The sequence below is a fragment of the Pseudoalteromonas umbrosa genome (assembly GCF_030125375.1).
Lineage (GTDB): Bacteria > Pseudomonadota > Gammaproteobacteria > Enterobacterales > Alteromonadaceae > Pseudoalteromonas > Pseudoalteromonas umbrosa.
Window position 1 is genome coordinate 34,749 of the sequence record NZ_JASJUU010000002.1, and the last position, 16,495, is coordinate 51,243.

6 protein-coding genes are annotated in these 16,495 nt (G+C 42.4%); all 6 read left to right on the plus strand.

Going from position 1 to position 16,495, the window contains the following annotated elements:
- Window positions 1-8: 8 nt before the first annotated feature.
- Genes QNM16_RS07400 through QNM16_RS07425 form a run of 6 tightly spaced genes read left to right on the plus strand, consistent with a single transcriptional unit; the run spans window position 9 to window position 16,458 of the window.
- Complete coding sequence (locus QNM16_RS07400; protein WP_284019919.1) at window positions 9-1,979, plus strand: hypothetical protein; 1,971 nt, start codon at window positions 9-11, stop codon at window positions 1,977-1,979.
- A complete protein-coding gene (locus QNM16_RS07405) occupies window positions 1,979-5,092 on the plus strand; it encodes a poly-gamma-glutamate biosynthesis protein PgsC/CapC (protein ID WP_284019920.1) in 3,114 nt (1,037 codons plus the stop codon). Before QNM16_RS07400 ends, QNM16_RS07405 begins: the two co-directional genes overlap by 1 nt.
- Window positions 5,079-7,370 carry a hypothetical protein gene (locus tag QNM16_RS07410; protein ID WP_284019921.1) on the plus strand — a complete coding sequence of 764 codons (2,292 nt, stop codon included), beginning with the start codon at window positions 5,079-5,081 and terminating at the stop codon, window positions 7,368-7,370. The genes QNM16_RS07405 and QNM16_RS07410 overlap by 14 nt, the downstream gene beginning before the upstream one ends.
- Window positions 7,357-8,121 (plus strand): hypothetical protein, encoded by a 765-nt coding sequence (locus QNM16_RS07415; protein ID WP_284019922.1) that lies wholly within the window; start codon window positions 7,357-7,359, stop codon window positions 8,119-8,121. Before QNM16_RS07410 ends, QNM16_RS07415 begins: the two co-directional genes overlap by 14 nt.
- The gene (locus tag QNM16_RS07420; RefSeq protein ID WP_284019923.1) at window positions 8,100-12,368 is read left to right on the plus strand and encodes a hypothetical protein; all 4,269 of its coding nucleotides are present in this window, start codon (window positions 8,100-8,102) and stop codon (window positions 12,366-12,368) included. The genes QNM16_RS07415 and QNM16_RS07420 overlap by 22 nt, the downstream gene beginning before the upstream one ends.
- Window positions 12,358-16,458 (plus strand): poly-gamma-glutamate synthase PgsB, encoded by a 4,101-nt coding sequence (locus QNM16_RS07425; protein WP_284019924.1) that lies wholly within the window; start codon window positions 12,358-12,360, stop codon window positions 16,456-16,458. The genes QNM16_RS07420 and QNM16_RS07425 overlap by 11 nt, the downstream gene beginning before the upstream one ends.
- The last annotated feature ends 37 nt before the right edge of the window (window positions 16,459-16,495 follow it).

The following is a 16,495-nucleotide window of genomic DNA, read 5'->3' on the forward strand; positions in this document are numbered from 1 at the left end:
AACCTAACGTGTCGATAAAGCAGCAGTTTTTTATCATCAAACGACAAAAGACTTTTTGGTCTACGATGCTGCTGTGCGCCCTGATTTTATTAGTCACTTTAAGCGGAACGCTAGACAAGCTCAATGCACTTATTTATCTTGAGCTTAGCCAAAATCTCAATCGGCAAAATACCCAAGTCGTCGTGATTGAGTCTGACAACCTCGTAGCGCAACAAAGTGACATCATTTCAAAATTACGAGAAAATAAAGCCAAAGCCATAGTGATATTCAGCCATGTCTCTGGTGAGCAGCAGCTCTCTTTTGACAACGTGTATTTCCCTTACGCCGACTCTAGATACTGTTTACCTACCTTAGAGTCGTGGCTTGGCTATGAAATCGTCATTAAAGATGCACCAGAGCAATGTAAAAGTGTTTGGCAACATGTATTCGACCCACATTACAAAGCACAAGGTCAATTGCTTGATTTTTCACTTGCGCCACAAGCCCTCACTAAATTTAGTGCAACACGACTGCTCTCAGATGATGTATTTCTAGCTCAGCTACAGGATAAAGTAGTGCTCGTCTCTCAGCGCCAATTAGCGTTTGCTCTGCCAGTACGTGCGCCAAAAATAGACTCTTTCAAAGACCCTATTTATCTTCACGCTTATATTGCTGATAACTTTGCTGAGCAGACCTTAGTAACTTTAATGCCTATCACATATGCTGCAGCCCTACAGTTATTAATATTAACGATTTTGCTCATTACCTATCAAAGATGCAGCTTTAACACTGGGATTTTAATCGCCTGTACGGTTATCCTGCTTTGTATCGCTTCGGTCTATCTTAGCGTTCGTTTCTTTGATTACTTTTTGCCAGCTGGACAAATTATTTTTACCAACCTTGTGACGCTCTTATGGGTGTTTTTTTCTCGAAAGTGGGTTGAAGAAATTGAATTAAATGACATCATAGGCAACGTGCAACAACGCATGATGGGACGTTACCTACCGCAAGCTTTTAGCGCGCAAAGCAGCCCTTGGGATGCAATTATCACACTGGTAAATCAGCAACTTGCCTTAAATCGTTCGATTTTCCTTGCCCGCACTGAGGGCGACCATAGGCTCCATGAAATACGCGCCATTAATTGCAGTTTATCCGATATCCACGAGATGCGCAGAGACTATGAACGTCCTCCCTACTCGGACGCCATCAAAGCATTTGGTGCTTTACATATAACGAGACCATTTTTCAATGACTTAAAAGAAGCTGAGGCACAATATGTGGTGCCTTTGATGTATGCAGGAGATATTCGAGGCTTTTGGGCAATGACGGTTGAGCCCAATGAGTACTTTGACGAAGAACGATTCGTACAAAATGTAAATCGATTTGCAAACCAGATAGGCGAGTTACTTTTTCACTTTCGGATCTTTGAAAATCAACAAAAAGCCAATACCAGTGCTCTTACCAAGGTATTAACCTTGGCACTGCAAAAACCTTTAAGTCAACAAGTTAAATCTTCCATTGGCGACATGGAACAAAAGCTATCGACGCTTGAGCACGTATTTAACCAGATCCACACTGCGGCGATCATGTTTAACCTCTTTGGACAAGTAGTGCAAACCAACCAAAAAATAGAAGAAATCGCCAAGCACAATGAAATGTCTTTATTTGAGATGACAGCATTAGACTTGTTAGAACGCGTGACCCACCTTGACAGTGAAAAAGCCAAAGGAAAATTACGCTATATCACCTTACAACAGGGCGAGTTGTATATGCCTGCTCAGTTAGGACAAGCAACATTTATTTTGAGTATTCGCTCATTGCGATCATCTCGCTCCACCAGCAGTATTGGCGAGCCTTTTGAAGTAGGCGGAATATTATTTGAATTTATCGATATCTCCTATCTAATTAAACAGCTAGATGACCCGGCTCTACTGTTAAAACAATTAGAAATGATGCAACCACTCGACCCTGAAGAACATCATATTAAGGTGCAGACTTAATGGATTGGGTGCTGCAACTCTTCCCGACCGGCAGTGGCTTAGGACAGTCTGTAATTACAACAGTCTGGGTTGGCATAGCCGTTGTTTGTATGTTGAATTTACGCTTTGGATTTCCGCTGACTGGACTCGTTGTTCCAGGCTACCTTGTGCCACTTTTCATAGTTACACCGATATCAGCGGTGGTTATCATCATAGAAGCTATAGTTGTTTATGCTGTAATGTTATTTAGTGCTAAAACCATCATGGAGCGCTTTGGGTTTAGCGAAATGTTTGGCAGAGATCGCTTTTTTGCCATCATCCTAATCAGTATTTTAGTCAGAGTGGTGATGGATACGCTATTTTGGCCACTAGTTGCCATGTACTTAGCACAATGGGATATCACGTTTGACTACTCCAGCCAGCTCTACAGCTTAGGCCTGGTGATCATCGCCTTAACAGCAAACGTCATGTGGAATGGTGGCTTCAAATATGGCATGCGGGTCACACTAATACAGCTCTTTGTGACATACCTGTTAGTCCGCTTTATGCTCATGCCTTTTACCAACTTTAGTATTGCCAATCTTGCAATCATGTATGAAGCTGTTGCGGCCTCCATTGTCGCAGCGCCCAAAGCCTATATCATTTTAGTGATCACTGCCTTTATTGCCTCTCGTGCCAACATCAAATACGGCTGGGAATTTAACGGCATCATGCTGCCTGCACTGCTAGCTTTGCAGCTCATGCAACCGACGAAATTGCTCACATCCTTTGCGGAGACTGCTGTGATCCTGATACTTGGCGGCTCCATATTGACCTTCACACGATTGCGCCATGCAAACTTTGAAGGGGCACGACTATTGTTATTCTTTTTCAATATCGGCTTTTTATACAAAATCATCTTAAATTATGTTGTTGTACATTATTATCCGACATTAAAAGTAACTGATACTTTTGCTTTTGGTTACATGCTGTCCACTCTGTTAGCGTTAAAAATTTACCAAAAAAATGCCTTAGGACTGGTGATCCGTGCTACCTTCCAAACCTCAATAGTCGGGGGATTAATTGCCATAACCACAGGCTTTTTAATCATGTTTATCCCTGCGATATTCGCTACAACTCCTGCAAAGATCAATTCAAGCGACAACACTGATATTGCGCTGAGCCAACAGATCAGCGCCTATAAAAGTTACCTTTATACTCAACAAAACGAGCCTGTTTCTATAAGCCAATATCAACAAGCTCAGTCCATTCAACACTTTATGAGTGCAATTCGAGTACTTAATCGCAATAGACAAGATCAGGAAAACGTCCTGTTAGCTAGACGACTATTATCACAGGCACAATTTTCTTTATATGAAGACGATCGGTACTTGTATATCAAGGACACAGACACAAGCGCAGTAAGGGGCTTTTTTGCCCTATCAAAACAACCAAGTAAGTCTCATATTATCAGCGTTCCCTATCCGTCAAGTGAGCGGGTCGCCAGTGATGCAGCAGGACTTTTATTTGAATTACTTGGCAGTGATGCACTGGCACTAGGGACGCAATTCACGCCTTCAATCGCAACACAGCAAGTATCCCAGCAAAGCCCCTATTACAGTGCGTTTTTCTCGGTGTTTGAGGAACTTGAAGTACTGCAAATACGGTCAGTAAATCAATATACTCGGGTTCACTTACAGTTGAGCCCCTATGGGGTAAATAGTCAATTTTGGATTTTTAATCAGTTACCTACTTCATTATCTCAGAAGCAACTTACAAACCTCATGGGATTCGAACGAGGTCAATTTGGTATGTTACACACCAGCAGCATGCCCACGGCTGATTTTAATGGAAAAATGGTTGAAGCCTATATCGATGGCGCGAGTTACTCCAACCTACTTTCAGAGGTTGTTCTTAGCACCAGCAGTGGCAGCAATGTCGCTGCCACCTTTATTGACACAAGCCTAGATGAGGTAATCGAAACCTTCGCCCCCTATATCAGTGCCAAGGGCAGCAATCACTACCGGGAGCTGACAAATAATGAAGCAGCACTCTGGGAGTTTGAAATTCTCGGTCCGCTATATAAATTAGTGGCTCAGCAATCAGATAGAGAGTTTGATCAGGATGAACTAAACCGTCTAGCCCGAATTAATCACATTGCCAATATGATGGGTTATCAGCTGCAGATCATAGATAACGACCAAGCTCAGTATATTGTCTTGGCTCCACTCAATAACCAAGAGAGTTTACAGCAGGGCCAAGGGCTATATGTTATTAACCTTCACCCGAGTGCCATGCTCAATATCCAAGTCCCAAGGCCTTTATTTGAAAGTAATACGCTAAAGTTCTCAGGCGAACTATTTGCAAGTACTGGAGCGAAAGCACTGTCAATCGCCGGGGCACACCCATACGCAAATGAACAGGCTAATGTCATGGCTCCAGGTAATGTGAGAAGTCTATTTAACGTCGTACACCAGAGTACGCTGCGTTATTTCGCTGAGCAGCCGATTTTAAGCTTACAAGTACGCAGTCATAGCGCGCCCTCATACGTAAGACCCAGTGCAATCGCATTTCAGTTCACAAACCCAGATGAACAACACGCTAATACATTGAAAGAATTACAATACACATTAACTGACTTAGGTGTGAATACACAAGTTGTTAGTGGACAAGTGCAAACAAGAGGGCTTGAGATAGGTACATCACCGCAATCTGGCTACCGCCTATTTAGCCCAATCAGTGAACTTGCTACATTGTGGCTGGCCTCCGATTTTAAACAACATTTTGCCATCTCAGAGCAGGCGCTCTTACAACGCCTGCTCGCAGTATCAAGAGATCCCCAAGTAAGATCTTTAAATACCTTAGTATTAAGCCCCAATGATTGGCTACTAGACAACCCTCCATCATTAGAGAAGGTGCTGCAACTTGCAGAACAATATTCGCAAGATCAACACTTGCCACTGCTATCAGAGTTTTGTCAAAAATATCCCAATTGTCAGTTACAAGCCGTGCGCATAGAGCAATCACAACAGCTTGCCCTGACAATTAAACTACGCAATAAATTACTTGCTATTTACACTCCCACCAGCAATAAGGTTCTGACAATCAAAGACTTTAACTACGCTACAGGGGGGCTAATACATGTATTGGATTAAAAAGCTACTACACCTTAGCGCTACTGGATTTTTGCTCTTAGTCTTATTATGGATAAGCTTTAATGGCGTTACATGGCTAGCATCTGCTGAACAGTTAGAAGAGCGCAGTGAAGAAGAAACACGCTCAGTTGTACATTGGCTACCTAATGACAAGTACATTTCATTTAATTTTTCAGCATCCAGAACACGCGCAGTCAGATTGCTATCAAACGCCATTTTTGAGGGACAACAAGTATTTGACGAACCAGTAAACTATGCAATCGAATATCAACTGTTTGATAGTCAGGGCGTACAACTCAATAAGCATACTTACCACCACGCCTCAAAACTAGTACTTGCAGCACAAGAGCAGCAAGTAAAACAAATTATAGAAGACAGAAAAGCGCTGTCGGTGGCCTCTGGACAATCTTTTTATATAGATGTGTCACGCTACCCGAATGCCAGCCAAATCAAGCTCAAACTTATCCCTGAAGAGGATACACTTAGAGGTGTTGTAGTTAGGCTTCACGCCCAAACATCTACAGATACCGATGACAGTCAGCAAATATGGTTGAAGTTACCACTTGATTGGCGCGAGAGAATGCTCAATTACCATACCCTAGGGGGCAATGCGCTCGCGCCGTGGGAGCTTACCAACGCGGTACGATATGATTGGCAAAAACTTGCGCCTCAAGGCATACCCAATATCGACTTCGTCAGTGACATTTTATACGAAACACTGCCTTATAATGTCATCACTTATGATTTTTCTGCACAGCAGTGGGATCTCGATAGCTTTTATTCAGCGCCAAACCTTACAGCTACCTTTAGAGTTAAAAGTACCGCCCCTCTTCATTTTACGTCGACGGTGCCTGTCAGTACATTGCGCCTCACATGGCATGACTTGAGTCAGCAACTGCCGCCCATTGAGCTAAACGCAGTGGAGCTCGAAGATAATAGCTATAAAATAGAAGATATTAGACCAGGTTTAGTGACGGTGCAATCCAGTTTGCCCGCTCTAACCCAGTGGTATCAACTAGCGCAACCAATTGCACCTTTGCACAGTTATTACTATGTATTAACGCCAGATACACCTGTTGATTATGCTGTTTCAGGTGGCAGTGATGTGGTCTTCGATATTCGGGATTTAACTCCTGAGGACTCACACGCGATAGTCTCTTTATACGACGCACAAGGCCAGATTTTTGCTCGTCACAAAATAAGTTTGGAATCGCGGCTATCACAATTTGATCGGTTGATAACACCTGAAACACTGCGCCAAGCCGTTAATGAAAGTGAAAAATATTATCTCCGCCTACCTGATGAAGCCGTTAAATTAAGAATTTCTAGCAAAACAAGTGTTGCTGTAAAGCTACAAAGCAGACATCGTGATTTTCATTATCAGAATGTGGTCTGCGAACAACTGTGCGATAACCCTTTAACTGATTTTGTTGAAATTGGCGCTTGGTTTGCGCAAAAAGCAACCAATGAGTTTATCTTTACAGAGTTACAACAAATCCTAAAAGTACGACTATTTGAAGCTCCACCTCTACCTGTTATTAAAGAAACTGATTACGCATCTGAATCGCTCTTTGACCGACACCCAATTTCGAACACAGCATTAATTTACAGCCCTGCTAACTATTTTGAGCCACCCAGTGAACCAACACAAGTTCACTTTAGACAACTCGATGATATTCATTCAATTGACTCGGATCAGGACCCAGCTTTAAAAAGCCCAAAAGTGATCGTATTAAAGAAGCAAACGCCCACATACATTGAGTTTGATGCAACGAGTAGTACCACTGACGACTCAATCATCACCAGTGTAAGCCAAGCAAACCATTTATTTATTAACCAAGGCGAGCAGCGTCACTTTATAAAAACACGTCTGTACAAAATCAATCGCGGCGATTCCTTATCTTTGGACTATCGCGGTAAAAACAGGCCTCTATCGATTGTCGTTAAGCCTTTTATATATCCAGCAGTAAAGAGTGAACAAGCGCCTCTCATAATTAATACTCGCCTTAGTGGGAGATATGAAATCGGCGTCACTGATGAATATACGGTGGCAACTAAAAGGTATGCGCTCATGCCATCGCAAGTTCCTGCATTTATGCTGCACCCTCAATCGACCAATATTATTAGCTACCCGCCCGTGACGATAAAAATAGGAACAGACATTCAAACACTTGAAAAATTTGCGATATCGGCTGAAGATGAAATGTGGATAAGTATTTTAGAAGAACATAGCGCACAACCACTTACCCCTTTATGGTGGCAAAATGAAAATACATAAATTTATCATCGCGCTCATCAGCATGACAAGCTTTAATGGCTTTGCACAATCACAATTAAACTGGCAGCAAATTAATAGCTGGATAGCAAAGCCGCAAGCGATTGAGCCATGGAAATATCAACAGCAGGGAAAATTACGCAGCCCTGTACATATATTGACTGCAACTTCGCCTATAAACGGCGGAGGCGCGCTCATGTACCGCGTGGCGGCTTCCCCTTGCTTCGTGTCTATTCCTCATCAATTTCACGACAAGTACACGCTTAAAATCGGTCGCGCACTATTTGAATCTAGCTGCAATATGATGGCTTTTAATACCCATCACAGGCATAGCCAAAGTTTGGATGACCTGCCAATGGATTACTCCAAGCGAAAGCGTGGGCTGCATGTTGCTGCCGTCAAAGCCTTTCACTATGCTCACCCCAACGCCGCCATTTTTCAAATACATGGATTTAATCAAAAAAAGCGTAAATCCTCCGAAGGGAAAAAGGCTGACTTTATACTTAGCCAAGGCCGAAGCTACAATTCAAAATTGGCTAAGCTGCAGCGCTGTTTATCGGGCCTAAGTAGTCATACCTATATTTATCAAAAAGATATTTTCGAGCTCGGTGGCACTAAAAACATCCTGCACAAGATAGGACTTGCCCCACATCGATTTATTCATATCGAGATCAGTAAGCCCATGCGCAAACGACTGATCACTCAATCAACCAGTATGGAGCAATTCAATTTATGCCTCTCATATTCACGTTGATTGTTTTTTTAAGTTTAGCGAGCTCCGTTTGTCTAGCACAGACTGCCAACTTACAGGCTGATGTACAGTGGTACGATGCCGATACTTTAGCGCTGGAACGCAGTGCTGCTGACATTAGTCTCACTCATCATCAGGCTAAGTACTTATTTTTACCTGCAGGACAGTGGCTTGTAACCCCCCTTAAAAACCTTGAATCACTGGCATTTTGGCAAGGGCAAACATTAAATGCCCTCATGCAGATCACCAAGCAGCAATGGTTATGCCAGCAGCACATGTGTCAATTAAGTGCCTCTACAAGATCGCGGATTTTAAAAGTTTACAACCAGCAGCAAGATGGCAAGTTTGAAATATGGCGCGGATATCAACACTCCCACAGAGACCCCTTCCGTCGCGCAGTCAAATTCCCAATGTCAGGCAAAACCGTAGCGCTGGCACAGGAACATACCACTTTATACCCACTACATAACCAGCAAAGTGTGAAGCTGTATTTTGAGCAAGCAAAAAAGCTAAAACTCACAGTACATCGCGACCTGTATGACCTACAAAAAGGCGGCAAGGTTGTCGCCTTGGTGAATGATGCCCCAATCAGCATCATTAACGTCTCCGATGCACAAGCTCAAGAATATACTCAACACAAACTCGGTGTTGGCAATGTCGATTATCTCGCTGTGCCAGCAAACAGTTATTTGACCATAAAAAGCAGCAGTAAAACCTGGGTTAAATTAGAGCAAATGCATCGCGCCATTTATGATCAAAATGCAGGTATCAAACACCAAGAAAAATTACTCAGTCCATACTGGGTCAATAATTTAGACCGTGCTCTACACAAAATCTACTTTGAAAACAACATCAACCAACTCACTCAATTTAAGCCTGAGAGCGCCAGCGCACTTGAGTTAAGGCGTCATCAAGATTTTATCAGCACAATATCAACAGGCACATTTTTAACACCGACCAGCAATGCCCAAAAGCCACTCACAACACACAAAAGGCTGGTTTCTATATACCAAACAGCAAGAACATCACAGCACTACTTATTCCAAAGCCAAACATCCAGCATGTTGCAATATAACCGCTTAAATAAGTCGCTCAAGTTTGATTTGAGTCAGGAACAAAGGATCACAAACAGCGCTATTTTGTATGTCAGAGCCAATCGCGCCGCTGAGTTGATAGTAGAAATAAACACTATGCGTCATAAAATTGCTGTGACACCGAAACAAGGATTTGTCCCAGTTAATTTAGACGTTGAAATGGATGTAGAGCAAATCACTCTTTTCTCCGCCAGTGATGCAAAAATAGATATCGCACTGCAAATTCGCACCTTGCTGCCGCTACCAAATAATGAACTCCTGTACTCACAGCCCGGAAAATTGGCGTTTAAGAGCCCAACTATTTCCGCACTGCTTGCTCGTATCCAATCAGACAAAGCCAAAAGTTACATCAATAGTTTGTCTAACTTCAAACTACAATCAGACCTTAATAGCCCTTCTTTCTCCCAATATACAAAGAGTCATTGGATGTACAAACTTGGGGAGGTTGAGCACTTAGCTAAGCATGCGCCAACTGAAGCCCTTCCAAAGCTCCGGATGTTATTAAACAGCCCCTTTGATGATGTACAGCTGCGTGCTTGGCAATTACGGTTAGCAGTTCTTACGCGGCTTGATCGTAGCAATGCAGTACTGCGCTACTTGGGTGCTTTATTGCAAAGCTCGAATACGTTATTGAGCGATTTTGCTGCGAAAGGGCTATTAAGCCGCTATCAACAGACCAATCAAATATTTAATATCCAAGGTTTATGTGCGCTCAAGCATGAACTTAAAGGGTGCCCTCAATTACTCACCAGTACTTTACTGTCGCAAGGTAAGCTCCTTGAGACATTGTGGTTAGACCATGACCAACAACAAGTATCCAATTCACTTTTTGATAGACTGGGTTACACAACCTATGGCGGTCAGCTCCGAGATGTTCAGCCAAGATATGATATTGTCCACAACAAACAAGTACAGTTAGTGACTGAAACGGCCGCATATAAAGCCTACAAAATAGGTGAAAAGCCTGTTTCTATCACAGCCCACTCAGACATCAATATCCAAATTAGTGCCCGTAGCTTTGGCCTAGAAACTGGAGAGAACAACATTGCTTGGCTACATGTTGATAAAGATAATGATCTCTATTTTATGCCAATTTACAGCGACATATTGTCCACTACTTCAGTTACCAGCCCAATTGAAACGCTCTTATCTGTGGCATCCAGCACTATGGTGACATTACGCGCTGGTGAGACTTTAACGTTGAACAGCAAACAGACCACCTTTGCGCAGCTTCAAATCTTTGATGAAACACACTTTAACCCTTACTCAACGCAACAACTTAGTGAATTTGCATTAGATACTTCCTTTTTAGAGCTGCTGCATACCACTAACGCTCATAATACAGCCGCATTTACTAAGTTACTCAATAACAGTTTATATCGGCTAGAAAATGCAACCTTGGCAGATCATGAGTTTACCGCGTTATTCTCTAAACTAAACGGCTTGGATATTCCCGCATCTTTATCCAAACTCCATGACCGTGTACAAAGCTTTGGTCACTGGGTACCACTGCAAAAATATCTTAACTACGCAGGTACTCAACTTGTCGACCTATCCCCCATTGAAACTCGCAGTATCGCAGAACAGCTTAGTCGCCACACCGCCAAAAGAGACGATGTAAAAGGGATCACAATACGTCCTTACCACACCCTTTCGCTAGATTTTAGAGAATTAAAATCAATGCAAATACGTCTAGTCTTTCACTTTTCTGATGCGGAACTGGTATCCAATGCTGCCACCTTAGTCGCCGTTGAAACTGGCAATGGTGAAACAGCATGGCCGATTTCAGACAAGCAAAGTCAGTTTGGCTTGACGCAAAGTGAGTTAAGTAGTGGGCTAATTAAAATACGTTGGCTAAATCCATATTTATCGCAAATCCTGCAAGTAGAAGTGCAAGTTCGTCAAGGCAGACGCTGGCAAAGCATCGAGCTAGACCAGCGTCAGTTGTTTTATTATGCCACCGCATCACAATCAATCTTAGCGCAGCTCGATAAAGACGCTCTAATTAAAATTGAACGCTTCGAGAAAAAGCAGCGTCTGGAGGATATTGGATTCTACCCTGCTGGTAATATTGAGATCCCAAGCAACTATGCGCGCCTTGCGCGATTATTTGCTTGGCGACTTAATACTAATCGTCAAAAGTTAGCTGTCGCCCCTCCTGTTACCCCTCTAAAATTGAACAGAGCAGAATTGAAATTTGAGCGGCTTGCCAAGCACTTCAATGAGCCGTTGATAAGCGCCAATGGTAATAGAACACATATTGAGGGGTATATGAGCTATGACAGAGATGGTATTTTTCAGACCAATGATCCCATTGATACCGCTCACCGACTCGATTTCGGGATCCGTTTGAGAAACCGCTATCGACAGCACTGGTATAGGCTTGAAGGCGCATATCGACTTAATAATTTACGCTATGAGTCTTTGGCAATTAACGGCATATATAATTGGCTAGATCACGAAAGCCCTTGGTTTAGTGAAGTTGGACTCTATAACCGCTGGCAAGAAGCTGAACTTGCTCAAGAAAGTCATTTGACCAGCCATATTGACGCAACCATTGGCCAAATTTGGCGAGATGATATATCAGTGAGGCACCAATGGTGGTGGCAACCCTATTACTATTACACCAGCATAGAAAAACAAGAATACCTAGACGACCCGTTTATTAGCCAAGATATGTACAATTTTTATCGCGCAAACCATATGCATGGCTGGCAAGCAGGGTATCGAATTCGCTATCAACCTTGGGTAGACAGTCAATTTAGTGCGCAAATTAGCACAACCTCCAATGAAGATTGGACCAGCCTAGACACCGCAACACTGAGCGGGAATTGGCAACAATATTATGAAGGGCATATTTTTACATTGGGACTCAGCAGCAGCTATGTGTTCGCGGACCAAAACCGTCCGAATGCAACTTGGCAGTACTTAACCTCATTGAGCTGGCAAACCTTATTTGATTTTAGTGAACAGACAGCGGGATGGATCAGTCTTAATTGGACACAAGATTGGTTTAGAAACAACCATAACATACGCTTTGAGGTAACTTTAGGCAACCTACAAAATACAGGCTTTGCGCCTTTTGCACATGATGAAATTATTTTTGAATCACTACAACTAACACACTTCCTAGAGCAAGATATTAATGGCAGATAAAACGTTAAAACGACAGCTTCAAGATCTCTTATTTGCCGACACAGAACAATTTTGGCTCAACCTATATCAGCACAAATATCAAACTCTCGTGGACGAATTAGCTGATTGGGAGCTAGTAAAAAACAAACCAGAACAAGAACAAACATCATATTGGCAACTATTACAAACGATTGCGTTTTTACGCCATAAAATTGAAAATCATCATGGTAATTTACAAGCCATCGAGGCCGACTATAAAAGTTTTATTGAACGATTAAACAAAGCCGAGTTAAAAGCAGAAAGAGAATTACACATCTTAAAGTATGCAGAGCAACTCGGAGCCTCGCGATTAGAATTACAAAAAGACAAGTTGGCCTTTTCACGCTGGTTCGATGAAGGCGCAGTCATCGCCCGCTATCAGTCTAAAGTGTCTGAAATTGAACAAGACTTAAAATTTTTAATTGCAAAACTCGGCGCGCTGACCAACCGCTACCTGCGCTCGAGTAAAAATGACCTAAATACTGCTTGGCAAAAGTTAGACTTACAACCGTTTTTTATTCATTTGTTGGCACATAGTAACAGCCTGCATATTCGTCACGGTATGATCCGTGCTCTGGTTAACCAAGTTTCTCTTATTCATGAATTTAGTGCCGATCCTGAGCTAGATGCTGAGTTAGTAGCGCAACTTATTGAACTTTTAGAGGCTGACAATACACCTTACCTCGCCATCATAGATATACTGGAAATATTGATACACCAAAGACCGACATTTATTCGCAGCTTTATGTGGGCAAAAGTTGCAGAGTCTGTAAATGATTTTCCAGACAAACCAAAAAATAATGATCAGTTATTTATCTTAGTTGCAATGCCCAAAGTACTGATACAACAAAGAGCATTGACAGACTCCGACATAAAGCTGATACAACAGCTTAGCACTCACCCGTACCATAGGGTAAGACAAGCAACGATAGAGTGTATACCTAGCTACGAGAATGAGTTTGCCACTGAATTATTAGAAAGCAGGTTTCGCTACGAAACAGAAAACGCAATACGCTTTACGCTCGTCAAGCAATTAACTGCCGCTAGGTTTTGCGAAAACGGACTGGCTTTCAAACACTGGAAGCGCTGTTTACAAGGTGAAGAAAGCTTTGAGATAAAGCGCATCATTTTAGAGCAAAGCGCTCGACTGATGCTTAATATGCAGCTGGAAACAGATCAGCCAGAATCTATTTTTAAACAATTCATTGATGTTCTCAATGTACAACTAGAACAAGACCCGAGTACAGCAGTCAGGCGCTTCATTACTAGAACTCGAGAACAACTGAACAGTTTTTATATACAAGAGCTTATTGTGAGTATTGAAGATCAGATGGCGCTAGGAGACACCATCGCACTTTCCACTGATGCCGCTCATGAAGAAATAGGCAGAGCACTGAGTTTCATTGCCCAGTCCGAACTTGGCTTTAATGGCTATCAGCAAGGTGGCCAATGGCAGATCCACAATGGTACATTAAAGGGCCGAAGATTTTGGCGGTTCTGGCACGAGTTTTTTACGCCAAGCACAGATAAACGACAAAGTTATAGTCATACTAAGGCGCAAAAACCATCTGCTGAGCTACATGTCACTAGTTGCTCAACCGCTGAGATCAGTGAAACCAATGTACCTGGTGAAGCGCTTTATAACTTAAAAGAACATAGCGCAAGACCCTATTTGCCATTACCTGACTATTTACTTTCTATCCTGAGTCAAGATCAATTGCCTGCGCAAGCTAAAAGTTACACACCTGATGGCATTTTATTGATCACACGTCCACATAAACTTATTCAGCGTATATGTGCCTATTGGCAAATTTCTATCAAGTTTTCTTCACTGGACCGCCTGAGAAAAGGCGGAGAGCTTGAGCAGCAAAACTACCTAGACGCGATTAGAAAGCTTGGATTTAAAATTGAGTTTATCGGCTATGGCTCCACGCACAAAGCCCAATTCCCAGTTGAAAGCAGCATCCGACAATTGTTTAGTCGAACGTCCATCACCACCGCATTGATTAATATTGGCTTAGGGTTTAAAGAGTATCTATATTCCATCTATCAAAATAGCATTGGTCAACTGGTGTTTTTTGTATGCGCCTTTATGGCCTATTTTTGGTCTCGTCATATTAAAGTGAGCCAAGATATACAACGTAATCGAAAACAAATTCCTATCTCTATTGGCGGTTGGGGAACACGCGGTAAATCAGGGACAGAGAGATTAAAAGCAGCGCTGTTTAGTAGTATCGCGCTAAAAGTGATCACCAAAACGACTGGCTGCGAAGCCATGATGATATATACCACCAGCAATGGAGAACAACATGAGCTGCCATTATTCAGGCCTTTTGATAAAGCCAGTATTTGGGAGCAAAGCGACGTATTGGCATTTGCTAAATCAGTAAAAGCAGACGTGTTTTTATGGGAATGTATGGGACTGACGCCAAGGTATGTGCGGATCTTACGTCGCTGGATGAACGACAACTTCGCGACAATCACCAATGCTTATCCTGATCATGAAGATATTTTAGGCCCAACTGGTTTAGATGTCGCCACTGAAATGTCATCCTTTATTGGCTCAAACACTCAAGTATTTACCGCTGAGCAAAGCATGTATCCAATCCTTAATAAGTCAGCAGAACAAAAGGATTCGACACTGATTCAAGTGCACTGGGGTGAAGGGTTTCAAATAACAAATGACATTCGTGCACTCTACCCCTATGAGGAGCATCCAGATAACATCGCTCTGGTATGCAAAATGGCGCAGTATATAGGTATTAATAAAGATTACGTGTTTAAAGAAACTGCCGAGCGCATTGTGCCTGATATTGGTGTATTACAGCATTTTGAGCAAGCGCCCATCGGTGCACTCACTCAGTCTTTTGTCAATAGTATGTCAGCCAATGAACGCCTTGCTACAATAGAAAACTGGCGACGCTTAAATTTATTTGGTCAAAGTCAGCAGCCCAAAATTCAAACCATTGCGCTCATCAATAATCGTAATGACCGTATTGCACGTACTAAGGTGTTTGCACAAATACTCATTGAAGATCTCACCTTTGATTACATCGTCGTTATCGGCACTAATGTGGATGGCTTCCTCGCTTACTTTAACCAAGCATTGAGCGCACGTATTGCACGTATTATTGCCAATAATGACCGAGAAGATCTCGCCAAATTACTCGAACAGTTTAAATGCTTAGTATCTGATCAAATGCTCTGTGATAAGTTAAATGCGCTACTCCCAAATACCCAGTTGGAGTGTGAGACGCTGCAGGACAAATCCAAAATGGCAGCATTTTTTGAGCAGCATGTAGATAGTGGACGTCAGCGCCGTTGTTTTAATCACTTAGTTGAAAGCTGGCATTTGGCCAATGACATAATGTCCATAGAGGATTTGCAAGCACACGCTAAAGAAATAAGCGAGCACTTAAATACACTACTTGCGGCGCGCACGCGGCTAATAGAAAACCCCTACATTAGCGCAGATGAACTCACTCGAAAAATCGCCAAGCTCGGATTAGATGGTCAACATCAACTTATTGTGGGTATGCAAAATATAAAAGGCGCTGGCCTAAACTATGTTTATGCGTGGCAAAAGTGGCATCATCTACATCAAACTTGCGATAATTTGTTAAATCACCACATTAGCCAAGCACAGTTTAGACAAGGGTTGATGAAACTCGCTCAAACCTCACGGATTGGCGTAATAGAACACGACTACTTTAATGACTTTCTTGGAAAGCTCAGTAAATTACCCCATGCTCAAAACGAATTTAGTCAGGCTGAAATCGCCCATTTAAAAGAGCGCCTGCAAAGTAAAGACCCCAAATCAAGCAATGAGGAAGAAGAGGTAAAGCAAAATCGTGTGACACGCTTTGTCTTGCAAGTCGTGGAGTCTTTTTTAGATGCTGGTGCTGCTGTGAAGCGCAAAAAAACAGCTCAACAAGTTTATAAAGACATCGCATCACAACGTATCACGCTCGAAAAAGCCATTGCAGTTTTGGCCGCACTCAATCGCAGCCAAAAGCCAGGTTGGCTGGCCCTGCAACAGAAACGAAAAAGAATTCCAAACCCCAAAAATTAGTACTTTTTAACTAATTTCATCTAAAATTGAATTTAAG